Here is a 25,738-nt window from a genome sequence, read left to right as displayed (position 1 = left end):
CCCCAAATACAAGTCGATGTTGCCGCCGGGGATCGCGAGCTGGACCGACACCAGCAACAACGAGAACTGGCTCGCCGGGATCCTCGGCTACACCCGCAACCAGTTCAGCGTGTACGCGGACTCCAGGACCAAGAAGAACCCGGTGCACGCGAACACCCACGTGTTCTCGGACTGCATCGGGCCGGCGACCGACAACCCGCTGCTGCTCGGCCAGTCGCAGGGTTTCGTCATCTTCAAGGGTGCCAAGAACCCGGCGCTGGCCAAGCTCCTGGCGCAGTACCTGGTCAGCGCCCCCGCGCTGCTCGGGGTGGCGAAGGAGGCACCGGGCCTGGTGATGCCCGCCTGGGAGAAGGTCTGGGACGCCGACCCGTTCTTCACGAGCGGCGACCCCGCGTTCCCCATGCTGCGCAGGATCACCGAGCTGAAGCTGCCGCTGAACACGAAGAACGGCCTGGCCTTCCCGCAGAAGGCAAGCGCGGGCCAGCAGGCGGTGGGGTCGGCCTACGTCCTGACGGACATGATGCAGCAGGTCGTCCAGGGCACGGCGCCGGCGCAGGCCGTGACGGCCGCCCACGCGAAGATGGTGCAGATCTTCAACCAGCAGGGGCTGCGGCAGTGAGGTCGGTGCGCCCCGCGCGGGTCCCGGCGGCGAGAAAGTCCCCGCCGCCGGGGCCCGGCTCCCTCACTCCGGTCCAGCGGCGGCTCGGGCGTGACTGGCGGCTGGCGGCGCTGTTCCTGGCGCCGATGGCAGTGCTTGTCGGCGGGCTCGTCCTCGTGCCGATCGCCCGCTCGATCATCACCAGCACCACCGAACGGCACGGGCAGGACTCCGTGTTCGTCGGCTTGGACAACTACCTCGCGCTCGTCGGCGACGACCAGTTCCACACCGGCGTGGTGAACTCGTTCGTCTTCACCGCGTACGCCGAGATCTTCAAGGTCGTTCTGGGGTTGGCGGCAGCTCTGCTGCTGCACCATCGCCGCCGCGGGCGGGCCGTGCTGGCCGGGTTGCTGCTGGTGCCGTGGGTGGTCCCGACGGTGGTGACCGCTTTCAGTTGGCGCGCGCTGCTGGACCCGATCTTCGGCAGCGTCAACACACTGCTCACCGCCACCGGGATCGGCCCGCTGCTGGCCAGCGCCCACCTGGTGGACAGTTGGCCAGCGGGCTGGCTGTCCGACCCGTCGTTGGCCATGCCGTCGGTGATCCTCGTGAACGTCTGGAAGGGGGTGCCGTTCTTCACCGTCTGTTTCCTGGCCGGGTTGAAGGCCATCCCGGCCGACCTCTACGAGGCGGCGACGATCGACGGCGCCTCGTCGTGGCAGCGGTTCGCCAACGTGACACTGCCCGGACTGCGCCACGTGATCACCGTGACGGTGACCCTGTCGTCGATCTGGACGTTCAACAACTTCGACCTCGTGTGGTTGCTGACGCAGGGCGGCCCGGGTGACGTGACAGCGCCGTACGTGCTCGTCGCCTACTCGAAGGCGATCCTGCAACTCCAGTACGGCGCGGGTGCGGCAGTCACGCTCGTCATGCTGCCGATCATCGGCGGGCTGGTGTTCGTCCTGGTCCGGTTGTTGCGCCAGGACAGCACGATCAAACTGCCCCGACGACGACGGTCAGCGCGCTGGGTCGGCACGCGACGATGGGCCGGGACGGCGCGACGGGCACTGCCGTGGGTCGTCGCCGCACTTGTCACCGGCCTGCTGGCCTGGGCGTCGCCGCAGATCTTCTGGAAGGCGGCTGTGGTCCTCGGGGTGATCCTGCTGATCGCGGCTGCGGTCGGCCGGGTGGTCTCGACCCTCCAGTCCCGGGGAGGCCGGAGGTCGTCGTCAGCCGTGTCGGGCGTGGGGTCCTGGGTCGCGCTGGCCGGTTTGCTCTTCTTCGTGCTGGGCCCGCTCTACTGGATCGCCGTCACGGCCTTCAAGTCCGAGGGTCAGGTCGTCATGCGGACCGACGACCTGTGGCCGACGCCGTGGACCCTCGAGCAGTTCGGCGCCCTCTTCGACAACCAACCGTTCGGCCGCTGGTACCTCAACACCCTGCTGGTGTCGGCGGCGTCCACGGCGGTGGCACTGGTCTGCGCCGCCCTGGCGGGTTACGCGCTGGCCCGGCTGCGGTTCCGGGGTGCGCAGGGCTTCACCGTCACGGTGCTGCTCACCTATGTGATGCCGGGCGCGCTGCTGTTCATCCCGCTGTACCAGATGCTCATCGGTGCCCGGCTCACCGACTCGTTGTGGTCCCTGGTGGTGACGTACCCGACCTTCACACTGCCGTTCGCCACCTGGCTGCTCGTCGGGTACTTCTCGTCGATCCCCATCGAGTTGGAGGAGGCCGCGCTCGTCGACGGTTGCAGCCGCATCCAGGCGTTCGGCCGGGTGGTGCTGCCCCTCGCGAAGCCAGGGCTGCTGGCGGTAGCGCTCTTCACCCTGACCAACGCCTGGAACGAGTTCCTCTTCGCTTTCGTGTTCATCACCAAGGACGAGTACAAGACGCTTCCGGTGGGGATGCAGTCGATGATCGCCGGGGACGTCGTTCCGCAGGGACAACTCGCCGCGGCGTCACTGCTCGTCAGCATCCCCGTGGTGATCATGTATGCCCTCGGGCAGCGCTTCCTGACCGAGGGACTCACCGCGGGGGCGGTGAAGGGCTGACCAAACGACTGAGCTGCTTCTCGAACCAGTGGTGGGCGTAGTGCTCGGTGTTGTACGCCTCGATCTCCCGGTAACCGGTCGCCCGGTAGAGGGCTATCGCCTCGGTGAGGTCGCGGTTGGTGTCCAGCCGGACCGCTGTCGCGCCACTCTCGGCGGCGTGCCGTTCCAACTCGCCCAGCAGCCGCCGCCCGACACCGAGCCCACGGACGGTGTCGGCCACCCAGACGCGCTTGACCTCGGCGGGCGCGCCGGGGTGCAGTTTGACAGCGCCGCAGCCGATCGGTTCGCTGTTGAGGGTGGCGAGCAGGAGCACCCCGTTGGGCGGGACGAGCGCTTCGTCGGGGAGCGGTTTGCTCAGTGCGGGGTCGAATCCGCCGTCGAATCGTCGTGCGATGTCGCGGACGTAGGCCCGCAGGCACGCGCGGGCTCGCCTGTCGCTCGGCGGGCACTGTTCGATGACGACCATCGAGCCCATGAGCAGCCGTTCGACCTCGGCCATGGCGGTGACGAGTCGTTCGCGGCGGGTTGCGGTGAGCGGTTCGAGGATCGAGGCGGCGAGTTCGTCCGACCGCTGGTCGAGGTCCGCCCACTGGGTCTGGCCGGCGTCGGTGAGCGTGGCGACGCGTACCCGGCCGTCGCCGCCGGTGCGGTCGACGGGTCCGACGGTGACGAGGCCGTCGTTCTCGAGGGTGCGCAGGAGTCGACTGAGGTGTCCGGAGTCCAGGCCGAGCCGGGCTCGGAGCGCGGCCACCTCGGCGCCGGCGGGGCCGATCTCCCGGAGCAGTCGCGCCTGCCCAAGGGGGCGCCCCTGGGCCATGTACTCGTCGTCGAGGGCACCCACCCGTTGGGTGACCGTCCGGTTGAACCGCCGTACGGCGGCGATGAGAGCCGGTTCCATATACCTGACTTTAGTCAGGTATATCGGCTACGCGCCAGCCCGGTGCCGGTAGGAGCCGATCCCGGCGTGGTCCAGGACGACCACGACGAGCGCCACCCCGGTGGCGACCGCGCTCACCACCAGCAGCGGCATCCGCAGGACGCCCGCCGCACCGGCAAGCACGAAGAGGGCGGCGACCCGCGGCCAGGAGAGTCGCCCGTGGATCGCCGCCGAGAAGAGGATCCGCCCGGCGAGGAACAGCGACGGCCCGCTCAGAATGACCACTACCGCTGTCGTGTCCCCGGTCCGCAGGGGGTGGGTGATGCTCAGCTCGGCGCCGACGGAGGTGACCACCAGCCCGGCGATCATCACCAGGTGCAGATAACCGCTGATGGTGCCGAGACGCGCCGAATCGGCGCGTTCGATGGCTGGGCCAAGGTGCTGACCGGCGGGCGTGACATAGAGCAGACCGATCAGTACGGCGGTGGCGAAGACCAACAGGAACGCGACAGTCTGCGGAAGGTGCAGATCGGTGCCCGCGTACGAGAGGCCGGCGACCAGGACGAGTTCGCCGAGCGCGATGATCATTATCTGCTGGTACCGCTCGGCGAAGTGTTCGCCGGAAAGGTGCAACTCCTTCCGCCCGGCCCGACCCATCCCCGGAGTGGGCCAGCGAAGTCGCGGGCCGGTGAGGTCGATGGCGAGGGCGAGCAGCCAGAGCGGCACCCGCCACTGCGGCAGAAACCCACCGGCCAACCACGGTACGGCGGAGACGCTGAACCAGCAGAGGATGCGCACCGACCGGCGCTGCCGCGGGTGACCGCGCAGCGCGAGAGCGCCAAACACACCCCGGGCGATGTGCACCGAGACGTACGCGCCGGCGAAGAGCAGGCCCCGCCCGTCCAACGCCTGCGGGATCGCCACCCCGGCCAGCAGGCTGCCCAGCGCAGCGCCGACGAGCAGCCACCGCACCGCCGGGCTATCCGGGTCGTACCAGTCGGCGAACCAGGTGGTGGTCACCCAGATCCACCAGACCCCCGCCAACAGCACTGCGGTACGCAGCGCGCCGGCCAGGCTGAGATCGTCCAGCAGGTGGGCGGCCAACTGGCTGAGGGCGAGCACGAACGCCAGGTCGAAGAACAGCTCCAGGAACGAGGCGCTCAGCGACGAGTCGTCACCCCGCAGCAACCGTTCGGGTCTGCTCGCCATCGGCGCTCCTCCCGCCGACGCACGCCCTGCGTCCGTCGTACCACCGAATGCCGGCCACCGGGGGCGAAAGCGGAGTCGGCGTCGGGGCCGACGACCTGCCGGCCCCTCGTGTCGTTGATCCGGCTGCGCCCACTGTCACCGCTGGCCACGGTGGGGGCACCGACTCAACGAGGAGGGACGCTGATGACCGCTCAGCGCGAGACAGTGCAGGTCGACCACGACCTGTTCCGCGCGGTGTACGACTCGCCCGCATCACTGCCCGGCCGACAACGCTGGACCACCCCCGAGTCGGACGTCCGGCGGCTGGAGAAACTCCTCGGGATGCCGGCGCGCAGCATCGGCGCCCCCCTCTGGGTCAGCGGCGACGAACCAGACTGCCCGAAGTGCGGCCGGCGGGTCACCTGGTACGACATCGTCGCGTCGGCGCTGTCCGGCCTGCACGACAAGGCCATGATCGCCACGGTCATCCTCGGTGAGCGCAAGTACGTCAACACCGAGATCCCCGATGCCATCGCCGGTGTGCGCTGCTCCGACTGTCACACGGCGATCGACGGCCTGCGCAGTTTCAAGTGCCACAACTGGGCGTACGCCTTTGAGGCGCTGGAGGCCGTGCGCGAGCGGATGGCCGGTGGTCCCGTCCCGACCTGAACCGGTGCAGGCGCTCAGGCGGCCGACCGGCGGGAGGGGCGGCGGCCCGGCGGGGACTCCGGTTCCGGGCCGGGATCGGGCACCGGCGGCATCGGCCGGGTGACCGGCTCGGCGCCGGTGACCCGCAGCGAGTCGCCGTGGTGCCACAGCTCGACCTCGGCATCTCCGGCGGCGTCGGGCAGCTCGTAACGGGCCTCGGCCGGCGTCAACGTGACCCGCAGCCGGTGGCCGCGCCAGCGGAGGCTGAACGCCAGTCGGTCGACCCGTCGCGGCAGTCGGGGGTCGAAGGACAACACCCGCCGGTCGTCGCGCAGCCCACCGAAGCCCTGCACCAACGCCAGCCACGCGCCGGCAAGCGACGCCAGGTGCAACCCGTCGGCGGTCTTGTCGCCCAGATCGGCCAGGTCCTGGAGGACCGACTCGGCGAACAGGTCGTACGCCAGATCCAGGTGCCCGACCTCGGCGGCCAGCACTGCCTGCGGGGCCGCCGACAGCGACGAGTCGCGAACCGTGCGGGCCTCGTAGTAGGCCAGGTTGCGGGCCTTCTCGTCGGCGGTGAACTCGCCGGGGCAGAGCTGCATGGCCAGCACCAGGTCGGCCTGCTTGACCACCTGCTTGCGGTACAGCTCCAGGTACGGGAAGTGCAGCAGCAGCGGGTAGTCGTCGTCGCCGGTGTTCGCGAAGTTCCACTCCGGTTGGGCGGTGAACCCGGCGGCCTGCTGGTGCACCCCGCGCTCGCTGTCGTACGGGACGGCCATCGCGTCGGCGGCGGCCCGCCAGCCGGCCACCTCGTCACGGTCCACGCCGAGCCGGTCGGCAAGCTCGGGATGCCCCTCGGCGGCGTCCGCCGCGCCGCGCAGATTGCGCTTGGCCATCAGGTTCGTGAAGACGTTGTCGTCGACGAGCGCGGCGTACTCGTCCGGGCCGGTCACCCCGTGCAGGTGGAACTCGCCGACACCCGACCAGTGGCCGAAGCCGTGCCAGAGCCGGGCGGTCTCCACGAGCAGCTCCAGCCCCACCTCGGCCAGGAACCGCCGGTCGTCGGTGGCCGCCACATAACGAAGTACCGCGTCGGCGATGTCGGCGTTGACGTGCAGCGCGGCGGTGCCCGCCGGCCAGTAACCGGAACTTTCCCGACCACCGATGGTGCGCCACGGGAAGGTCGCGCCGGTCAACCGCAGCTCGGCGGCCCGTTCCCGCGCCTCGGGAAGGTGGGCGTGCCGCCAGCGCAACGCCGAGCGGGCCACCGCCGGAGCCAGGTAGGTGAGGACCGGCAGGACGTAACTCTCGGTGTCCCAGAGGACGTGCCCGTCGTAGCCGTTTCCGGTCAGCCCCTTGGCCGAGATGGTCCGGTCGGCGTCCGGACGGCCGGCCTGGATCAGGTGGAACATCGCGAACCGAACGGCCTGCTGCAGCTCCCGATCACCGTCGAGCTGCACGTCGGCGACCTGCCAGGCCGCGTCCAGGGCGGCACGCTGGTCGGCGAGCAGCGCGTCGAAGCCGTCCGCGCGGGCTGCGTCCGCCTCGGCGCTGACCAGCGCGGCAAGCTCGTCGGCGGGCGTCGCGTCGATCGCCGCCCACTCGTAGGCGGCGAACTTCGTCAGCCGTAACCGCTCCCCCGGGTGCAGGCGACCCGTCACTGTCAGCCGTACCCGGTCGGGGGTGGAGTCACCAGTGGTGCTCGCCGTGCCCGGCCCTTCCACCAGGTGGCTGACCGCGACCGCGACGCGCTGGCCGCTGCGCTCGGTGCGGTGCACGAGCACACCGTCCAGGCCGGTCGCCCGGTACGTCTCGGCGGTCAGAGGGTCGGTGGGCACCGAGGCGGCCCGAGGATCGTCGGAACGCTCCGGCACCTTCTCGTTGGCCAGCAGATCCGAGCAGACCCGCAGCTCGACGGCGGCGTCCAACGGCTCGACCTCGTACCGGACGGCGGCCACCGGGCGACGCGGCAGGGACACCAACCGGGTGCTGCGGATACGGACGCCCCGCCCGGCCGGTGACAACCACTCGGTCTCCCGGCGCAACACGCCGGACCGCAGGTCGAGCACCCGTTCGTGGGTACGGAGCGTCCCGGTCCGCAGATCCAGCGGCTCGTCGTCGACCCAGAGCCTGATCAGTGCGGCGTTCGGTGCGCTGATGACAGTGTCGCTGGCCGGCGAAAACGCGTACCCCTCCTCGGGGTAGCTCAGCTCGCGCCGCTCGTGGAAACCATTGACGTAGCTGCCCGGCATCCCACACGGGGCACCCTCGTCGAGAACGCCGCGCCACCCGATCCACCCGTTACCCAACGCGAAGATCGACTCGGTCTCGCCGAGCCGGTCCAGGTCAGCCTCCGTACGCCGGATCCGCCAGGTCTCATCCTCCGCCGTCGCGTCGGTGGAGTGCTGTTGATCGGTGGCCGAACCGGTCTGCACGAGGCCTCCTGTCGATGGCGATGTCTCCCACAGCCAACCAGGGCCGGCTGTGCGAACCCTGGACGAACGTCGTGCGGGCCGCCCGACCTTCGACAGGAGCGGTGCCCGCTTCCCCGTTCCTAGGGTGGCCTCGAGGTGAACGCGGTATGAACGTGGAGTGAGGTGATGCATGGTCGACAACGGCAGCGTTGACGTTCCGGAGATCAGCGCCGAGTGGTACAGCGACGTCGTCGACGCCGCCGCCGGCAGCCCAGAGCCGGTGCAGTGGTTCGTCGGACACGCCACCGAGGGGGTGATCCTGCTCCTCGGCGCGCTGCTGCTGATGGCCGCGCTGAGCCGCCGGTCCGGCGGACCGCACGACCGGGCGCTCGCCCTGATCGCGCCCGTGCCGGCCATCCTGGCGTACGCCGGCAGCGAGTTCCTCAAGACCGTGGTCGACGAGGATCGCCCCTGCCGAACCATCACCCAGCAGATCATCGCCGGTGCCTGCCCACCTCCGGGCGACTGGTCGTTCCCCAGCAACCACGCCACCATCGCCGGTGCGCTGGCGGTCACCACGTTGCTGCTCTCCCGCCGACTCGGCCTGATCGCACTGCCGCTGGCCGCGCTCGGCGCCTTCTCCCGGGTCTTCGTGGGCGTGCACTACCCGCACGACGTGATCGCGGGCGTGCTGTTCGGTGCCCTGGTCGTGGTGGTGGTCTATCCATTGTTGGCCCGCCCGACCAGTGAGGTGCTCCGCCGCCGGGCCAACCGCACCGACAGCCCGGCCCCCAAACTGGCCAGCCGTTCCCGCCCCTGACGCTCGCGGGGGCGGGCGGGTCAGGTCGCCAGGAGGAGGGCGGTCGTCGTGCCGAGCAGGAGGAACGGGCCGAACGGCAGGTGGGTGCTCCAGTTGGCACGGCGGGTGGCCAGCAGGCCCAGACTCACCAGCGCGGAGAGCCCGAAGGTGAGCACCAGCCCGAACACCAGCACCGGCCAGCCGTACCAGCCGAGCAGCGCGCCGACGCTGAGTGCCAGCTTCGCGTCGCCGAGCCCGAAGCCACGCCGGCCGAGCAGCAGCGCGGTGCTGGCGAAGAAGAGCGCCAGCCCGGTGCCGCCGAGAACGGCGCGCAGCCAGTGCCCCGGGTCGGCGTCGAGCGCGGCCACACCGAGCAGCAGCCAGGTTCCGGCTGCCGCGGGCAGGGTGAGCCGGTCCGGAAGCCGGTGCACGGCCAGGTCGACGAGGATCGCCGGGATCGTCCAGCCGAGCCACCAGATCAGCGCCGGCAACGCCCCGCCGGACGGACCGGCGACCACCAGCAGCACCGCCGCCGCGAGCACGACCAGTTCGACGATGCCCGGCGGTGGGCCAACCCGGGCCCGGCAGCGACCGCACCGGGCCGCCGGGCCCAACGCCGGCCAGGGTCGGGTCAGGCCGATCGGCGCGCCGCAGGCGTCGCAGCCGCCGCGGCTGGGCAGGCCCGAGGGTACGGCGTAGCGCAGCGCGGCCAACCGGATCAGCGGGCTGATCGCGAGGACCGCCAACAGCGTCGAGAGCCGGTTGTGCGTCCCCGCCGAGCCGGGCCCCGCGTGTCGTTCTAGTGGCGGAGGGGCGGGTTCCCGCGTGCCGCCGGACGGCGGGGGTGCCGGCCTCCGATCGGGCGGGTCTTCCCGGCCGGGGACGGCCGCTGGGGGGCCGGTCAGCGCCATGTCACCTCCATTGCGGTGAAGCACTCCTCCGCGACGCTGAACACGGATCGTGACCGGGCACTCGCTCTGGTGTGGCGGATGGTGCAGAAAGCGACCTGCCCATTCGAGCCTCCGGGGGCGCTTCCCACAGCCGCCTGGCCTGACCAGGCACCCCGCCATCCCATCAATAACGACAGTTCGCTCCACCATTGCTCCGGTCGAGGTGTGGACACCCTCTACCACCACCTCTCATCACGCACAGTGTTCACTTGAATTGCCTCTGTTGCATCGGCGAGCGTCAGCCTATGCTCGCCCCTTGAGTGCGATGCAAGCCTCACCTTCACCATCGGCGACACAGGACCCCACATTAGTAAAAGATCCGTAACGGTGAATGCAGAAGCGCAATGAACGGCTCCGGATGTGCTGATCCGGGCGCGCTTCCGCATGCCCGGCGTCGGTGGACCCGTCACCGCCCCGGGCGACCACGAGGAGGCTCGACGGTGCGCGGACGGCAGCTCAGAAGAGCGGCGATCTGCCTGCTGGCAGCCGTGGCGGCGATGCCGGTCACCGCCTGCGCCAGCGGACGGGAAGCGGTCGAACGACCGACGGCAGCCCGTGACGACGACCGCCGGATCACCTCCGATGTCGACCGTCGCGCCGCCGAAAAAGCGGCACTTGACGCGTACTCCGGGTATCTCGCGGCCTCCCGCACGGCGGGCCTGCGCAGTGATCCTCGCGCGCCGGAACTGTCCCGGTTTCTCGGTGATCCGCTTCTCACTCGGGTCCAATTGTCCATTCGCGACGCTAAGGAGCACGGCGCCATGCGTACCGGGACGTTGAAGTCCGACCCGACCGTGATCGCCGTCAGCCTGGACGCGAAGCCGGCCACCGTGGAGATCCAGGACTGCCTCGACACGACCGCCTACCGGCTGGTCTACGCCAAGAACAAGCGCCCGGTCCCGGGCAGTGGTGGCGGGAGACACCTCTCCACCGCCACCGCGACCCGCTATCCCGACGGCCGCTGGCTGATCAACTCGGGTGCGACCCACCGGGACCAGCCGTGCTGAGCCACCACGGAAGGGGTGCCCGACGAGCGCTCGCCGGGGTCGGCCTCGCGCTGCTGCTGGTGGTCGGCGCGACAGTGCCGGCCGCCGCCCAGCGCGCCGACCCGGGGGCAGGCTGCCCGCCGGCCCAGCCCGACTGCAGCGTCTGGGACGACGAACCCGGCAACCCGGGCGATCCCGGCGGCGGCGGTGACGACGATGACGATGACGGCGGTGGTGGTGGCGGTGGCGGCACCTGCCGGTGGGCCGGGCGCGTCGTCCCCTGCTACGACGAGTTCCTGGGCTGGTTCAACAGTGGTGACGGCTGCTACTACAAGTTGGAACAGCCGCAGCCCGAAGCCCCCGACGGCCAGCAGTGGTACGTGAGGACGTGCAACGGCGGCGACCTCGGCAGCCAGAGCGAGGTGCTGCTGGACGAACCGCCGGCCGGCTTCGGGGCGCCCCCCAACCCGGAGGAGCTGGCCCGTCGCGCTCTCGCGTCCATCAAGCTGCTGCCAGCCCCGCTGGGCGTCGCGCCTCGCAAGCGCGTCGGCCCCGGTCTGGTCGGCCTGCCGGTGTGGATGTGGTCCGAGAAGAACACCAAATACTTCGGCCCGATCGGCGCCAAGGCAACCGACCGTGGCCTGACCGTCGAGATCACCGCCGAGGTCACCCGGATCGTCTGGGACATGGGCAACGGCGACAAGGTCACCTGCCCTGACGAAGGCACCAGGTACGACCCGAAGGGCGACCGGGCGGGCAGGACCTCACCGGACTGCGGCTACGACAACGGCTACCAGAAGGCCGGCACGTACGACGTCACCGCCACCACGTACTGGACGGTGACCTGGCGAGGCGGTGGCGAGAGCGGAGAAATTCTGGTGACCCGAAACAGCGGCATCGTTCCGATCCAGATCAACGAACTCCAGGTGGTCACCAGATGAGCCTCGCGACGCGAAACGGGACCCCCGCGGTCGACGCGCCCGTCAACCCGCCCACAGTGGTCCGACAGCGCCGGGTCCGTCCCGGGCTCCTCGGGCTCGCCGTCCTCCTGATCGCCCTGGGTGGGCTGGGCGCGGCGTTCGCTGTCACCTCCGTGCGGGCCACCGGCAGCTACCTGGCGGTGGCCCGACCGGTCGAGGTGGGCCGTGAGATCAGCGCCGCCGACCTGGTCACCGTGCAGGTCGCCGGCGGCCAGGGGCTGCGCCCGGTGCCCGCCACCCGGATCGACGAGGTGGTCGGAAAACGGGCGGCTGTCGCGCTGCTTCCGGGCACGCTTCTCACCCTGGGTCAGGTCACCGATGATCCGTTACTCGGGCCCGGCCAGCAGCAGATCGCGCTCGGCCTGAAGACCGCCCAGGTGCCGGCCCGCGACCTGCACCCCGGCGACAAGGTCCTGCTGGTCAGCACCCCGGACAGCGATGCCGACACGGACGCACCCGCCGCCAGCACCCGGTTCGCGGCCGTCGTCATCGACATGGTCAGCCCGGCCAACGACGACAAGGTGCTCTACCTTGCGCTGCTCACCCGCGACGTACCCGCCGTGGTGGCGCTCGCCGCAGAGGAACGACTCGCCGTCGTGCTGACCGAGGCGGCCTGAGCATGGCGATCATCGCGCTGGTGTCCGCGAAGGGTTCGCCCGGCGTCACCACCTCGGCGCTCGCCTGCGCGCTGGCCTGGCACCGGCGGCTGGTGGTCGCCGAGTGCGACCCGGCCGGCGGCTCGATCCTCGCCGGATACCTCGGCGGCCAACTGGACGGCCCGCGTGGCATCGGAGAGCTGGCCGTCGGGGAGTTGCGCGACGGCAACCTGGAGACCGCGTTCTGGTCGCAACTTGTCGACCTGGACGCACCCCGCCGGGAACGCCTGCTGCTGCCCGGCCTCGTCGACCCGACCCAGGGTGGCAGCGTCACCCCGCTCTGGCAGCGTTTCGCCGACTACTTCGACGCCCTCGACCGTGGCACCCCCGGCTACGACGTCCTCGTCGACTGTGGCCGGCTGCACGTGACCGGGCCGCCGTGGCCGGTGCTGCGGGCCGCCTCGGTGGTGCTGCTGGTGACCCGGGCGCACCTACCGGATCTCTCCGGCACCCGCGCGGTGGTCACCGCTGTCGAAAGGGACTTCGCCGAACACCGGGTGCCTCCGGGCACCCTGCGGCTGCTGCTCGTCGGTGACGGGCACGGGCGGGCCGAGATCAGTCGCGCCCTGAAACTGCCAGTCATCGCACGGCTCCCGCACGATCCGCGTACCGCCGGGGTGCTCGCCCTGGGTGGGACCGTCCGGGCCGGACGGCCGCTGATGCGCGCGGCGGCCGCGCTGGAGGTTCCGGTCGGGGCCCTCCTGGAGCGGCGGCGGGCCCGGTTGGCGTGGCCAGTGCAGCAGGGGGTGCCGGATGCGGTTTGAGCCGGTCTCCGCCGACCCCCGCCAACAGCCACCGGGCGTGACCTCCACCGCGGCACCCCTGGCCGCATCGAACGGCCGGCACCAGCAGCCCGGGCCGCAGCCGCAGCCCGCGGCCACCCCGCCGCCGCAGTCACCGCCCCGACCCCGGATGGACTTCCAGGTGGTCCGGGAGCTGCGCCGGGAACTCACCGAACGCCTCACCCTCTGGCAGCGCGGCCGGGAGTTCACAGTCGACGAGGAGGACACCGAGCGGGCCCGACTCGCCGTCACCGTCGTCGCCTCCTACGCGGACTCGGTGCGCCGGGCCGGCACTCCAATGGCCGCCGGCGACGAACGTCTGCTGCTCGACCAGGTCACCGCCGAACTGGTCGGGCTCGGCCGGCTACAGACCCTCCTCGTCGACGACACCATCGAGGAGGTGCACATCCTCGGCTGTGACCAGGTACGCATCACCCGGCACGGCGGTGGGGTCGACTGGGCCGAGCCGATCGCCGACAGTGACGCCGAACTGGTGGAGATCCTCCAGGCGGCGGCCCGCCGGGCGGGCGCCACCGAGCGTTCCCTCTCCACAGTGAAGCCCACCCTCGACCTGCAACTCCCCGACGGCAGCCGGCTGGCCGCGGTGTTCCTGGTCAGCCATCGCCCGTACGCGGTCATCCGCAAGCACAACACCCTCGACGTCAGCCTCGACGACCTCGCGGGCGCCCGAGGTGACCTCGACGAGATGATCGACCCGCTGCTGCGCGACTTCCTCCGCGCGGCGATGCGCGCCGGTCTCAACATCATGGTCGCCGGGCTGGCCGGCGCCGGAAAGACCACCGTCATCCGGGCGCTGATGAGCGAGATCCCACCCGACGAGCCGTACGTGCTGCTGGAGGAGAGTCGGGAACTGCTCCCGGCCCAGCGCCGGGAGCGGCATCGCGCGGTGATGAGCTTCGAGGCCCGGGAGGGCCACGGCGAACGCGGCTTCGACGGCCGCCCGGCCGGTGAGGTGACGATCGCCGACCTGATCCCGCTGTCGCTGCGGATGGGCGTCCTGCGGATCATCGTGGGTGAGGTGCGGTCCCGGGAGATCGTGCCCATGCTCCAGGCGATGACCACCAGCCGGGGGTCGATGTGCACCATCCACGCCCGTACCGCCGCCGGGGTGGGTGAACGGATCGTCGAGCTGGCCCTGGCACACGGCCGCGAGATGACAGTCGACCAGGCTCGCCGGATGGCCGGCAACGCGCTCGACCTGATCGTCTACGTCACCGTCGAGGACGAGACCGCGATCGGCGGGCGGAAGCACCGGTTCGTCTCCCAGGTGGAGGAGGTGATCGGGGCCGGCGAAGCCGGTCGGATCACCACCACCACGGTCTTCGGGCCCGGCCCGGACGGTCGCGCTGTCCCCCGGCACCTGCCCGAGCGGGTCCGCGACCAGTTGCTGCGGGTCGGGTACGACGCGCGGCTGCTGACCAGGTGGGTCGAGGCCGGTGCCGGTGCCTGGCGGCGGCCACGGCAGACCCGACTGGCCCGGCGGTGACCTGATGCTCGGCAGCCTGGAGTTGATCGCGGTTGTTTCCGGCGCCGCCTGTGTGGCGGGGATCCTGCTGGCCGTTGTCGCGTTGATCGGCACCCGCCGGCCGCCCGGGCCACGCCCCGGCAGTGGGCCGGGGCTGGGCCGGCTGTGGCGCGGTCCGGGCAGCACGCCCACCGAGCAGCGCAGCTACCAGGCCCTGCTGATCGTCGCGCTGGCCGCTGGTGCGTTGGCGTTTCTGCTGACCGGGCTGCCGGTGGTAGGTCTGCTGGTGGCGGTGGCGGTGCCCGGCACCCCGTGGCTGTTCGGGGTGGGCAAGGCCGAACAGCGGGCGATCGCCCGGATCGAGGCGGTCGGCGAGTGGACCCGCCGGCTCAAGGACGTCTCCGGCACCGGGCAGGGGCTCCAACAGTCGATCATCGGCACGATCGGCAGCGTCCCGCCCGGCATCGAGGACGAGGTACGGCTGCTCGCCGCCCGTCTGCAGGCCGGCTGGATGGCCCGCTCCGCGTTGCTGGCGTTCGCCGACGAGATCGCCGACCCGGTCTGCGACCAGGTGGTCGCGGCGCTGATCCTGCACCTGTCGGACCGGGGTGAACGCCTCGGTGACGTTCTCGGTTCCATCGCGGGCGCGGCGTCCTCCGAGGTGGCCACCCGCCGGGAGGTCGAGGCCAAGCGCACCCAGCCCCGCTTCGCGGTCCGCTTTCTCACCGGCATGACCCTGGCGACCCTGGCGTACGGGCTGATCAACACCGAGTACATCAAGCCGTACGGCACACCCGTCGGCCAGGTGATCATGGCGGCTCTCGGCGCCGCCTTCATCGGCCTGCTGGCCTGGGTGCGGTCGATGAGTCAGCCGCAACGGCCGGCCCGGTTCCTGCCGGCGCCCGACCCAGCCGAGGTGATCGCGTGAGCACAGCGCGGCGAAGCCCGGCAGTCGCCAACGAAGGGCGGCTCCCGTGATCATGAACTGGCAGTTGGCCTTCGCGGTCTGCGGTGGCGCAATGGTCGGCCTGGGTGTGTTCCTGGTGGTGCGGGAGTTGGTGCCGGCGACACCGGCGCTCGGGCCGGCGCTGCGCCGACTTCACCAGCCGCCGGGCAACGGCCGGGTGGCCACGCCCGCAACCCGGCGACTCGACTGGCTGACCGGGATGTCGCGCTGGTTGCGGCCACCGCAGCTGCAACTCGCCCTGATCGGTCAGACTTCCGAGCAGTACGCCCTGTCGGTCCTGGTGTCCGCGCTCATCGGGTTGGCCACTCCGACATTGCTCGGGGTCGTCCTGTGGGCGTTCGGCATCTCGTTCCCGCTTGTCGTGCCAGTGCTCGTCAGTCTCGGCCTGGCGTTGCTCGCCGGCCTGTTGGCGCACCGCGCCGTGTTGACCAAGGCCGCCGCCGCCCGCGACGAGTTCCGCCAGGCGGTCTGCGCCTACCTCGACCTGGTGGCATTGCAGCTCTCGGCGGCGCACGGGCCGGTGCAGTCGCTGGAGCGGGCGGCTGCGGTCTGCGACGGGTGGGTGTTCGACAGGCTCCAGGAGTCGCTGCGGATCGCCCAGATGCAGATGCACGCGCCCTGGGACGAGCTGCGCGACCTCGCGGACAAGATCGGGATTCCCGAGCTGGGCGACGTCGGCGCGATCATGCGCTCCTCCGGCAGCGAGGGCGCGCAGGTGCACGAGACCCTGCGCAGCCGGGCCGACTCGCTGCGCGACCAGATCCGTACCGACAACCTCACCCGCGCCGAGGGGATCACCAGCAAGCTCGACATCCCGGGCGCGCTGCTCGTCTTCGTGCTGCTCGGGTTCGTCCTCTATCCGTTCATCGCCCGTGTCTGACCCCCATCCCTGAAGGAGCACGCCATGTCCATCCTCAGCTACCTGCACGTCGTGGTGACGACGCGCCTGGCCGAGCTACGCCGCGACGGTGAGCGCGGCGACAGCCCGGTGCCCACCACGGTGATCATCGCCGGCCTGGTCGCCGTCGCGATGGCCGTCACCGCCCTGGCCCTGACCAAGGCCAGGGGCTGGATGAACGGCATCCCGAATTACACGGTCCCGAAGTAGCCGGGATGCGCCGAGCCGCGTACCCGAGGTGGAGCCGAGCGGTGAACGCCGCTCGGCGCCGCCTCGCGGCCGGCGACCGCGAGCGGGGTGCCAACCCGGTGGAACTGGCCGTGATGATGCCGCTGATCCTGGTGCTGCTCTTCGCCTCGATCCAGGTCGCAGCCGTCTTCCTGGCCCGCTCCACCGCGTTGCACGCCGCGCAGAGTGGCGTCAACGCGCAGCGGACGTACCAGGCGGGCAAGGGTGCCGGAGTGGCCAGCGCCTCCGGTTTCCTGAAGGCCGCCGGCGGTTGGCTGGTGGGCTGGGACAAGGGCGGCCCGACCTGCGAGACCACCGCGACCGAGGTGACCTGCACGGTGAGCGGCCGGTCCCTGTCCGTGGTGCCGGGCGTGGACTTCGCGATTCAGCAGACCGCGCACGGAACTGTGGAGAGGGTGACCCCGCCGTGACCCGTACCGCCGAGCGTGGCTCGGTCTCCATCGAGGTGGCGGTGCTCGCGCCCGCGTTCATCGCGTTGATGGTGCTGGCCGGTGTGGTGGGGCGTACCGCGATCGCCGCGGAGGCGCTGGACGCGGCCGCGCACGACGCGGCGCGGGCCGCCTCGATCTCCCGGGATGCCGACACCGCTGAGAAGAAGGCGGTGGAGGCCGCCCAGAAGCAGTTGGACTGGCACGGCCTGGTCTGCGCCAACGCCCTGCACCCCACGTTCAGCGCAACGGTGGGCAGCCACGACGCTGATTTCGCCGACGCCTTCCGCAGCTCGGTCGGTACGGACGCCACGGTGACCGTGACGATCAGCTGCCGGGTGTCCTACAAGGACATCACGCTCGACATCCTGCCCGGAATGAAGAGTGAACGGCTCATCACAGTGGAGTTCACCTCCCCACTCGACCGTTACCGGGGCCGGCAATGACCGCCACCACGTCGACCGTCAGGTTCTCACCGGCGGGTGAGCACGGCCGGGTGAGCATCTTCCTCGCAGTGACGATGGTCGGCGTACTGGCCATCATCGGTCTCTCCTTCGACGGCGCCGGGCAGCTCCGCACGCTGCAACGCGCCCAGAACCTGGCCGCCGAGGCAGCCCGGGCCGGCGGCCAGGCCATCGACCGGGCCACCGCCATCGAGGGCGGGCCGAAGCGGATCGACGAGCCGGAGGCACGCAAGGCGGTCGCCCACTACCTGGCGGCGGTGAAGACCTCCGGCCACACCGTCGACTTCCCGGAGGTCGACGGGGAACTCCTGATCCGGGTGACCGTCTCCATCACCTACCAGCGCTCGATGATCGGACCGTTCGTTCAGGACAAGGCGGTCACCGTCACCGGCGAGGCGACAGCGCGTGCCATCACCGCAACACCGTAGGAAGGTAGGCAGCCATGCCCGTATCGGGTGGGTCCGTCGTACGGCGGACCGGACGGATCCTCACCGGCATCGGCGCGCTCGCCGTGCTCCTGGTGCTGCTGGTTGGCGCGCCGATCGCGCTGCTCGCCTTCGCCGGCAACCCGCTACCCGACCACCTGCCCACAATCGCCGAGGTGGGCACCGCGCTGACCAGCCGGGACGACGGTCAACTCTTCCTGCGGGCGCTGGCGGTGGCCGGTTGGTTCGGCTGGGCCACGTTCGCCTTCTCCGTCCTCGTCGAGTTGGGCGCGCAGACCCTGCGCCGGCCGGCGCCGAAGCTGCCCGGGATGGGTCGCCAGCAGAAGGCAGCCGCCGCGCTGGTCGGCTCGGTCGCGCTGATCCTGATCGCCAGCCCGGCCGCCGCCAGCGCCGCGGCGGTCTACGGCACTCCGGTGTACGCGAGTCCGAGCGCGACGGCCGTCACCACAGTGGCCGCGCCGACCCGCGCGATGACCACACCGGACACCGCCGCGCCGGTGGCGCAGGGCGGGCCGTTCGGCATGGCCGGGACCGGGCGCGCCGCCCCCGCCGGTTCGGCGGCGAAGGACGAGGCCGCACCCGTGTACCGGGTGGCGCGAGGTGACTACCTCGGAGAGGTGGCCGAGCGGTACCTGGACGAGTTCGGCGACTACCGACAACTCGCCAAGCTGAACAAGCTCGACGACCCGGACCGGATCCGCCCCGGCCAACTACTCCGACTGCCCACGGAGGCCACCGACCAGGGGACCCGGCAGCACGCCACCGGCCGGCTCGTCGACCGTCCGGCGGCGCCGAAGCCGCCCGCGCCCCGACCGGCGCCCGAGCGGGCCGCACCGCCGCGCGCCACCCCGGCACCATCCAGCGGTACGGAGTCAGCGGGCCAACCACCAGCGATGACGGTCGGCGCAGCCCGAGCCAGCGCCGCCGATCGGGTGAACCGCCCGCTGGCGGTCTCCGCCGTACTGGCTGTCGCGAGCATCGTCGGCGCCCAGATCGGCGCAGTCCTGGGGCTGCGCCGCCGTCCAGCCACCGCCGGCGCGGCTCCCCGGCTGGCCGCTTCCTCCCGCACATCCCGGGGCGGAGCAGGCCGAAGCGCTGGAGGTGCGGGCCGGAGCAGTGGCGCGGGCCTGCGGGCCAGTGGTGGGGCGGCCGGGAGCGGGGCCGCGTGGGCTGCCAGCCGGGCGGCGGCAGCCATCGAAGCTCCCGCGGCGCCGACCAGCACCGCGGCGCCAAACGGGAACGACTTTGGACACCGCGGTGGCGGAATGACGCCCATGGGAAGCGGGATGGCGCCTGCGGGCAGCGCGGCACCCACCGGTAGCGGGATTGCACCTGTTGGCAGTGGGGCCGCACCCGCCGGCAGCGGGATGGCTTTCCCCGGTAGTACGGCGTTCCCGGGTAGCGGGATGGCTCTCTCCGGCGGCCCGACGTCCCGCGGCGGCGGGATGACGAGCGCCAATGCCGAGGGCTGGAGTGCGGATGACGGCTGGGCTGCTGCTGGCGGCGAGGGTGGGCTGTTCGACGGCGGACACGGCCTGGACTCCGTACCGGACGGTCCGCCGGTCGGCCGACACCGACGCCCCTGAGCGGCCCGAACGACCCCGCGTCTCCGCCTGGTGTCTCCGCCGCCCTCTGGAGGCTCCGCAAGACTCGGGCCGGGGTGTGCCGGGTGCCAGGCCGGCGACCCGGCTGAACACCGCCACCGGACCGGCGACCCCGGGCCCGCTCTCCCAACTGCGGTCGGGTCGATGTCGGTTGGCCATCCGCAGGCCGGGCCGGCGGTTCGGCTGATCAGCGCAGCCCGGACCGGTTCCTCCACTTCGCACCGATGGTGCGCGCGCCGGTCGGGGCACGCCGGCCAGCGGGAGCCTGGCGGGAGTAATTTTTCGGAGAGCGAGATGACTGTGGGTCATAAATATGACTCACCGGCATCAGCGTCGAAGGCGCAACTGCTTCGAGGCTCGGAGCATCGGCGCGAGTATCCTCCCGACGCCAGATGCACCCGGGCCAGGTCCTGGTCGAACGGGCAGGACGCGCGGCCGGTCAGCGTGGGGCCGGTCAGCGCGGGGCCGGTCAGCGCGGGGCCGGTCAGCGCGGGGCCGGTCAGCGCGGGGCCGGTCAGCGCGGGGCGGGTCAGCGTGGGGCCGGTCGGCGCGGGTTAGGGCAGGCGGGTCTGGAGCACACCGTTCTGCACCCGGGTGGGTAGGACCTGCTGGTCGTTGCCGGACGGCCCCTGCACGACCTCGCCACCGTTGAGCCGGAACGCGCTGCCGTGCCATGGGCAGACCACACAGGCGTGGCCGTCGATCTCCTGCACCTCGCCCTCGCCGAGCGGCCCGCTCTGGTGCGGGCAGCGCTCCAACATCACCGTCACCTCGTCACCGTGCCGGTAGAGGATCACCGAAATGTCGTCGTCCACCTCACGGGTGATCAGGGTGCGTTGCGGCAACGTCGCCATGTCGGCGAGCGAGTGCCAGCCATCGGTCATCCGGTGCAGCTCGGAGACGCTCTGGTTGACCTGCGCCCCCTGCTTGTACGCGAGGTGACCCCCGATGTACGCCCCGAGGCTCACCGTGGAGAGCCCGAGGAAGCCGAGGGCACGTCCCACGCCGTACCGACCGGACAGCCGAGCGGCCAACGAACCGGCGTAGAGAGTCACGCCGACGGTGTTGGCGGCGGCGTGCACCAGGCCGACCCGGCGCTGGTCCCGGGACAGTGCCGCCCAGTCGTTCAGACCGGCGATCGCCGCCGGGAGCGCGCTGACGGTGCCCAGACCGACCAGTACGGTGGCCGGGCGGCGCTGCCCGGGCATGAGGTCCAGCACCGCGGCGCTGATCCACGCGCCGACCGGCACCTGCACCATCGCCGGGTGCAGCGGATGCCCGAGGGTCACCCCATGCAGCAGGTCACGCAACCGGCGCGGACGCAACGTCCCGAGGACGACCTTCTGCAGCCGGTCACCCGCGCGGTCCAGCCGGGAGTCCTGCTCAACTTTCGTCAAAAGTGCTCGCACGTGTACCGACTTCCCGGCGATCGCCGTCGCAAACCGGTCGCCGAGAACAAATCAACCACCCGCCCTCTCTCCCCCCGCCCCGCGCCCCTCCGGTCGTCGATCTTGCACTTCCTGCGGCGACGATCCGGACATAATCCGCGAACCGACAACAGAAAGTGCAAGATCGACGGGGACCGGGGGGTGAGCGAGGGCGGGGCGGGGTGGGGTGGGGTGGGGCGGGGATGCTGGGGGGATGCTGGGGGGATGGGTGTGTGGGTGGAGCGGGTCGGGGCGGTCACCACTGTGGTGCTGGATCGGGCGGACGTTCGGAACGCCGTCGACGGTCCGACGGCGCGGGCGCTGGCCGACGCGTTTCGGGCCTTCGAGGCCGACCCGGATGCTGCGGTGGCAGTGCTCTGGGGTGCCGGAGGCACGTTCTGCGCCGGCGCCGACCTCAAGGCGATCGGTACGCCGAGCGGCAACCGGGTCGAGCCGGAGGGAGACGGCCCGATGGGTCCGACCCGGATGACGCTCAGCAAACCGGTGATCGCGGCGATCGCCGGGTACGCGGTGGCGGGCGGGCTTGAGCTGGCGCTCTGGTGTGACCTGCGGGTCGCCGAGTCGGACGCGACACTCGGGGTGTTCTGCCGCCGCTGGGGAGTGCCCTTGATCGACGGCGGCACCGTCCGGCTGCCCCGGTTGATCGGGGAAAGTCGGGCGATGGACCTGATCCTCACCGGCCGCCCAGTGCCGGCCGACGAGGCGTACACGATGGGGTTGGTCAATCGGGTGGTGCCACCGGGGCAGGCTCGGGCGGCGGCCGAGGAGTTGGCGGCGGCGATCGCCCGGCATCCGCAGACCTGCCTGCGCAACGACCGGGCGGCGCTGCTGGCCGGCGCGGGGCGAGGAGAGCCGGAGGCGATGGCGACCGAGTTGGCGTACGGGATGAATTCGCTGGCCACCGACGCGGCGGCCGGCGCGGCCCGGTTCGCCGCGGGCGAGGGCCGACACGGCGCGACGCCGCCGGGAGGGATGCACCCCCCGACGGCGTCGGCTACCGGCTAGCTCAGTTGCGGATGATGGTGAAGGTCGACGTGGGGTTCTGGATGTCCACCGCGTTGTTGCTCAGGCGGAGGTTGTTGAAGGTGACCGACCCGACGGCCGGTCCCTGCCCGGACTCCGGCATGGGGTTCGCCCAGATGCCGAAGCCGGACTTCGCGTCGTAGGCGTCCCCGCTCTTGCGGGCACCGCTGATCGACACGTTCGTGAAGACGGTGTCGGTGATCGGGTTCTGCGGCTGCCCGCCGACGTAGTTGGTCTGGAACATGATGCCGCTGTAGGTCGGGTCGATGATGTCGACGTCGCTGACCCGGATGCCCTGGAACACCTTCGAGGCGGAGAAGACCCAGATGGCTGGGAAGGTCTGCCCGCCCCAGAAGTGCCCACCGGCCCGCACGATCGAGATGTTCTCGAACTTCGTCGGCGGGTTGGCGCCGAAGCCGTTCATCGGGTACCCGAAGTCGAGCGAGCTGATCGTGATGCCGGAGTAGACGAGCGTGTCCGCGATGTAGATGTTGCGGAACGTGTTGCCGTAGCCGCCGTACACGGCGACGCCGGCGGCCCGCCAGGTCAGGGTCGAGGTCAGGTTCTCGTAGATGTTGTCCTTCATGTCGGCGCCGCCCGCGTCGATGGCCGAGAACAGCGCGAAGCTGTCGTCGCCGGTGGCCCGGGCGTCGTTGTTGCTGACCAGGTTGTTGGTGCTCCCGTTGGTCATGTTGATGCCGTCGGCGAACATGTTCCGGATCCGGGAGTTCTTGATCGTCATGTAGTCGGTGTTCGCACCCCAGTAGAGGCACACCATGTGCTCGTTCCAGATGTTGTCGATCACGATGTTCGACACGTTGGAGAAGTCGAACACCTTGCCCGGACCGTCGATCCGCGAGGTGTAGTTGCCGAAGTACGCGAAGTTCTTGAACGACGAGTTGGCCGCCGAGTTCTCGGCCCGGAAGCCGATGTCGGTGTTGTCCTGGCCGGACGGCGCGTTGAACCGGGTGTACCAGGGGCCGGCGCCGGTCACCTGGACCGCCTTGCCGTACACCTGGAACTTCGACGAGGTGGAGTAGTTACCGGCCGGCAGGTACACACCGATCAGGTTGCCGGTGGTGTCCATCCGCACCCGGTCCAGGGCGTCCTGCACGTCCTGGTGGGTGAAGCCGTTGGGCGTGGTGTAGCGGGAGGCGTCCGGGTTGGCGATGGGCGCCACCTGCTCCGTGTTGATGAAGTCGATGGCGTACGTGGTGGTGTTGGCCGGGTCCTTCTGCAGGCGGATCTTGCTGCCGGCCGGGACGGTGGAGTTGAGCATGACGTTCGCTTCGTCGTAGATGTGCCGCGGGCCGCCCGCGCTCGGCGAGTTGCCCGGGCTGGCCTCGCTGCCGTACAGCCAGGCGTACCGGGACGTCAGGTCGATGGCCTTGTGGAACGTGCCGTTGACGTAGACGTTGATCGTCGAGTTGATCCCGCCGCCGCCCGCCGCGTCCGGGATGGAGAAGCGGGTGACGAGCGTGTTGGTGCTGGCCCGGGTGGTGAACTCGACGTAGCTGCCGGTCGAGTTGAGGGTCACCGCGCGCCGACCGGACGCCTCACCGGCCACGTCGCCGATCTCCCGGTTCGGCCCGACGACTGCCGCGCCGCCGCCGATCACGCCGTCCTCGGCCTCGTACATGTCGTACGGCATGTTGGCGCCACGCCCCACGAAGAGCGGCCGGTCACTGGTGTTGTTCGCCTGCTTCACCGGCAACTCGTTGCCGTCGACGGCGAGCACGACCCGGACGGTGTACTTGCCGTTGGCGGCGGTCCAGGTGCCCAGGCTGATCGGGCCGACCGTCGCGCCGGCGTTGATCACGCCGGAGTACGAGCCGGTCAGGGTACGGACCACGGTGCCGGACTCGTTGAGCACGGTCAGGGTGATGCCGTGCGCACCGGACGCGGACGCCTGGTTGCCGGCGTTGCGGATGGACACCGAGAAGGTGACAGTGTTGCCCGCCGACGGGTTGCCCGGCGACCAGGCGACCGTCGAGGCGACCAGGTCGGAACTGGCGACCGCGGCGACGACGAGCGGGCTGGGGCTCGTGTAGCTGTTGTTGGTGTCGTCCTGCTCGACGACGGTGTTCGACTCGTCGACCTTGGCACTGAGCGGGTAGCTGCCCGAGTCCCGGGTGCCGATGCTGGCGCTGACGGTGGTCGAGGCGCCGGCCGCGAGAGCGCCGACAGATGCGGTGCCCACCCGGGTGGAGCCCAGGTAGAAGTTGACGTTCGTCGCGCCGGAGGCCGCCGAGCCCGCGTTCCGCACTGTCGCGGAGAGCGTGATGGTGCTGGTCTCGATCGGGGCGGACGGGCTGAACGACATGCCGGTGACGGTCAGGTCCGGGTTCGGCGCCGGGGTGCCGAAGACCTGGAACTCGGCCACCTGCCCGGCCGGAGCGCCGGTGTTCGAGGCGATCGAGAGCCGTACGTCGGCCGCCGCGCCGGAGACCGGGATGGTCACCGTGTTGCCGCTGCCCGGGTTGAAGGTGTAGTTCGCCGCGCCGACCAGTGTGGTGAAGCTCGACGAACCCTGGTCGCGGCCGAGAACGGTGATGTTCTGGGTACGCGAACCCCACGCCGAGTCCGGGTTGAGCTTCAGCACGACCTGGCTGAGGCTGGCGTTCGCGCCGAGCTGGACGGTGAGCGTGCTCGGGTTGCCGTTGCCCTCCCAGTAGGTGGCCACGTTGTTGTCGTTGGCGTTGGTGGCCACGAACGTGTGCACGTACCCGGACGCGGTGATCGGCTTACCGATCGCCAGGTTGTTCCCGGTGGGCGGGGTGCTGGTGCCGGTGCGGGTCACCGTGTTGCTGTTCGCCGACTGGTTGCCGGCCGCGTCCTTGGCCCGCACGTAGTACGACACGGTGGCGCTGTCCGCCTGGCTGTCGGTGTACGTGAGCGTCGAGCCGCTGACGCTGCCGCGCAGCGCGCCGTTGGCGTAGACGTCGTAGCCGGTGACGCCGACGTTGTCGCTCGACGCCGACCAGGTGAGCCGGATCTGCCCGCTGGCCGGCTGGGTGTACGCCAGGCTCCCGGGGACGCTGGGGGCCTGGGTGTCGGTGCTGCCGCTGGCGCCGTACACCTCGACCTCAGAGAACTGCGCTGCCGGCCAGCCGGTGTTGCCGGTGACCTGGACCCGTACGTAGCGGGTGCTGGCGGCCGTGAAGCTGACCGTCGCGGTGTTGCCGCTCGACGGGTTGAAGGTGTAGCCGGCGGACGCCTTCAGGGTGGTGAAGGACGAACCGTTCGTGGAGCCCAGCACCGACAACGTCTGGGTACGGGTCGACCAGTCCGACGCGGGCGGCAGCTTCAGCACCACCCGGTCCACGCTGACAGTGGCGCCCAGGTCCGCCTGGATCCACTGCGGGAACGCGTTGTTGTTGCTCTCCCAGTAGGTCGACGCGTTGCCGTCGTTGGCGTTGCCCGCCACGTAGTTCTGGTTGTAGCTGCTGGCGCTCATCGTGGCGGAGAGCCCGGCGAGCAGCGCCACCCGGGCGGCTGCCGCGGACGGGTCGGCCGCCGGTGCCGCGCTCGCCATGGGGGTGACGACCGGGGCGGTGGCGAGGAGCATCCCGGCGAGCGCGCCGGCGATGATCCGACGGCGGCCCGTGCGGGCGGTGCGGGGGACGGTGATGGGCGCGCCGGATGGCGGCGTGCCTCGTCTGGTGCCAGTCCTGGACATGGGGTCGCTACACCTCTTTCGGGGGTGGGTGTGGGTGCGTTGCCCGGTGACGGGTGCAGGGGTACGCCCGTCGTGCCGCGACAGGTGGGGGACGGTGCGGGTTGGGGACGGGTG

Annotated in this window: 21 protein-coding genes and 2 pseudogenes; 17 read left to right on the top strand and 6 right to left on the bottom strand. The window is 71.0% G+C overall.

Annotation, left to right across the window (positions count from 1 at the left end; translation table 11 throughout):
- Both ABZ406_RS29810 and ABZ406_RS29805 read left to right on the top strand, forming a co-directional pair.
- A pseudogene (locus ABZ406_RS29810) lies at window positions 1–619 on the top strand (ABC transporter substrate-binding protein); the annotation flags it as partial.
- Entirely contained in the window at window positions 616–2,652 is a 2,037-nt protein-coding gene (locus tag ABZ406_RS29805) for an ABC transporter permease subunit (protein ID WP_357768695.1), read from the top strand. The pseudogene ABZ406_RS29810 and the gene ABZ406_RS29805, both read left to right, overlap by 4 nt.
- Here ABZ406_RS29805 and ABZ406_RS29800 read toward each other — a convergent pair.
- Together ABZ406_RS29800 and ABZ406_RS29795 are read right to left on the bottom strand one after the other, a co-directional pair.
- Window positions 2,627–3,550, bottom strand: coding sequence for a helix-turn-helix domain-containing GNAT family N-acetyltransferase (locus ABZ406_RS29800; RefSeq protein ID WP_357768693.1), 924 nt, complete (start codon window positions 3,548–3,550; stop codon window positions 2,627–2,629). The two genes, ABZ406_RS29805 and ABZ406_RS29800, sit on opposite strands and share 26 nt — an antisense overlap.
- Window positions 3,551–3,577: 27 nt before the next feature.
- Window positions 3,578–4,738 (bottom strand): low temperature requirement protein A, encoded by a 1,161-nt coding sequence (locus ABZ406_RS29795; protein ID WP_357768691.1) that lies wholly within the window; start codon window positions 4,736–4,738, stop codon window positions 3,578–3,580.
- A 183-nt stretch (window positions 4,739–4,921) separates the two neighbouring features.
- Here ABZ406_RS29795 and ABZ406_RS29790 point away from each other — a divergent pair, with 183 nt between their 5' ends.
- Window positions 4,922–5,386 (top strand): hypothetical protein, encoded by a 465-nt coding sequence (locus ABZ406_RS29790; protein WP_357768689.1) that lies wholly within the window; start codon window positions 4,922–4,924, stop codon window positions 5,384–5,386.
- Window positions 5,387–5,400: 14 nt separating this feature from the next.
- On the opposite strand, the gene ABZ406_RS29785 is transcribed toward ABZ406_RS29790, so the two are convergent.
- Window positions 5,401–7,800 (bottom strand): glycosyl hydrolase family 65 protein, encoded by a 2,400-nt coding sequence (locus ABZ406_RS29785; RefSeq protein ID WP_357768687.1) that lies wholly within the window; start codon window positions 7,798–7,800, stop codon window positions 5,401–5,403.
- 169 nt (window positions 7,801–7,969) lie between these two features.
- Here ABZ406_RS29785 and ABZ406_RS29780 point away from each other — a divergent pair, with 169 nt between their 5' ends.
- A complete protein-coding gene (locus ABZ406_RS29780) occupies window positions 7,970–8,599 on the top strand; it encodes a phosphatase PAP2 family protein (protein WP_357768685.1) in 630 nt (209 codons plus the stop codon).
- A gap of 20 nt (window positions 8,600–8,619) precedes the next feature.
- On the opposite strand, the gene ABZ406_RS29775 is transcribed toward ABZ406_RS29780, so the two are convergent.
- Window positions 8,620–9,489: an A24 family peptidase gene (locus ABZ406_RS29775; RefSeq protein WP_357768683.1), complete on the bottom strand. Its 870-nt coding sequence runs from the start codon at window positions 9,487–9,489 to the stop codon at window positions 8,620–8,622.
- 479 nt (window positions 9,490–9,968) lie between these two features.
- Here ABZ406_RS29775 and ABZ406_RS29770 point away from each other — a divergent pair, with 479 nt between their 5' ends.
- From ABZ406_RS29770 to ABZ406_RS29715, 12 genes and pseudogenes are all read left to right on the top strand, one after another.
- Entirely contained in the window at window positions 9,969–10,535 is a 567-nt protein-coding gene (locus tag ABZ406_RS29770) for a hypothetical protein (protein WP_357768681.1), read from the top strand.
- 53 nt (window positions 10,536–10,588) lie between these two features.
- Window positions 10,589–11,455: a hypothetical protein gene (locus ABZ406_RS29765; RefSeq protein WP_357768699.1), complete on the top strand. Its 867-nt coding sequence runs from the start codon at window positions 10,589–10,591 to the stop codon at window positions 11,453–11,455.
- A complete protein-coding gene (locus ABZ406_RS29760; protein ID WP_357768679.1) occupies window positions 11,452–12,111 on the top strand; it encodes an SAF domain-containing protein in 660 nt (219 codons plus the stop codon). The genes ABZ406_RS29765 and ABZ406_RS29760 overlap by 4 nt, the downstream gene beginning before the upstream one ends.
- 2 nt (window positions 12,112–12,113) lie before the next feature.
- Complete coding sequence (locus tag ABZ406_RS29755; protein WP_357768677.1) at window positions 12,114–12,914, top strand: ParA family protein; 801 nt, start codon at window positions 12,114–12,116, stop codon at window positions 12,912–12,914.
- Complete coding sequence (locus ABZ406_RS29750) at window positions 12,904–14,439, top strand: CpaF/VirB11 family protein (RefSeq protein ID WP_357768675.1); 1,536 nt, start codon at window positions 12,904–12,906, stop codon at window positions 14,437–14,439. Before ABZ406_RS29755 ends, ABZ406_RS29750 begins: the two co-directional genes overlap by 11 nt.
- A gap of 4 nt (window positions 14,440–14,443) precedes the next feature.
- Entirely contained in the window at window positions 14,444–15,346 is a 903-nt protein-coding gene (locus ABZ406_RS29745; RefSeq protein WP_357768673.1) for a type II secretion system F family protein, read from the top strand.
- 52 nt (window positions 15,347–15,398) lie between these two features.
- Window positions 15,399–16,265 (top strand): type II secretion system F family protein, encoded by an 867-nt coding sequence (locus ABZ406_RS29740; RefSeq protein WP_357768697.1) that lies wholly within the window; start codon window positions 15,399–15,401, stop codon window positions 16,263–16,265.
- Between the two features lie 24 nt (window positions 16,266–16,289).
- Window positions 16,290–16,493, top strand: coding sequence for a hypothetical protein (locus ABZ406_RS29735; protein ID WP_357768671.1), 204 nt, complete (start codon window positions 16,290–16,292; stop codon window positions 16,491–16,493).
- 5 nt (window positions 16,494–16,498) lie between these two features.
- A complete protein-coding gene (locus ABZ406_RS29730) occupies window positions 16,499–16,942 on the top strand; it encodes a TadE/TadG family type IV pilus assembly protein (protein ID WP_357768669.1) in 444 nt (147 codons plus the stop codon).
- Window positions 16,939–17,406 carry a TadE/TadG family type IV pilus assembly protein gene (locus ABZ406_RS29725; RefSeq protein ID WP_357768667.1) on the top strand — a complete coding sequence of 156 codons (468 nt, stop codon included), beginning with the start codon at window positions 16,939–16,941 and terminating at the stop codon, window positions 17,404–17,406. Before ABZ406_RS29730 ends, ABZ406_RS29725 begins: the two co-directional genes overlap by 4 nt.
- Complete coding sequence (locus tag ABZ406_RS29720; RefSeq protein ID WP_357768665.1) at window positions 17,403–17,852, top strand: pilus assembly protein TadG-related protein; 450 nt, start codon at window positions 17,403–17,405, stop codon at window positions 17,850–17,852. Before ABZ406_RS29725 ends, ABZ406_RS29720 begins: the two co-directional genes overlap by 4 nt.
- A gap of 14 nt (window positions 17,853–17,866) precedes the next feature.
- A pseudogene (locus tag ABZ406_RS29715) lies at window positions 17,867–18,901 on the top strand (LysM domain-containing protein); the annotation flags it as partial.
- Window positions 18,902–20,028: 1,127 nt separating this feature from the next.
- Here ABZ406_RS29715 and ABZ406_RS29710 read toward each other — a convergent pair.
- The gene (locus tag ABZ406_RS29710) at window positions 20,029–20,883 is read right to left on the bottom strand and encodes a Rieske 2Fe-2S domain-containing protein (RefSeq protein ID WP_357768663.1); all 855 of its coding nucleotides are present in this window, start codon (window positions 20,881–20,883) and stop codon (window positions 20,029–20,031) included.
- Window positions 20,884–21,126: 243 nt separating this feature from the next.
- Between ABZ406_RS29710 and ABZ406_RS29705 the strand changes: the two genes are divergently transcribed.
- Window positions 21,127–21,927, top strand: a complete 801-nt coding sequence (locus tag ABZ406_RS29705; protein ID WP_357768661.1) for a crotonase/enoyl-CoA hydratase family protein — start codon at window positions 21,127–21,129, stop codon at window positions 21,925–21,927.
- 1 nt (window position 21,928) lies between these two features.
- Here ABZ406_RS29705 and ABZ406_RS29700 read toward each other — a convergent pair whose 3' ends face one another.
- Window positions 21,929–25,624: a discoidin domain-containing protein gene (locus ABZ406_RS29700; protein WP_357768659.1), complete on the bottom strand. Its 3,696-nt coding sequence runs from the start codon at window positions 25,622–25,624 to the stop codon at window positions 21,929–21,931.
- Window positions 25,625–25,738: the final 114 nt, after the last annotated feature.

The sequence above is a fragment of the Micromonospora sp. NPDC005710 genome, from assembly GCF_040630995.1.
GTDB lineage: Bacteria > Actinomycetota > Actinomycetes > Mycobacteriales > Micromonosporaceae > Micromonospora.
The sequence above is the reverse complement of the archived record's forward strand: the minus strand, read 5'-3'. Positions and strand labels throughout refer to the sequence as shown.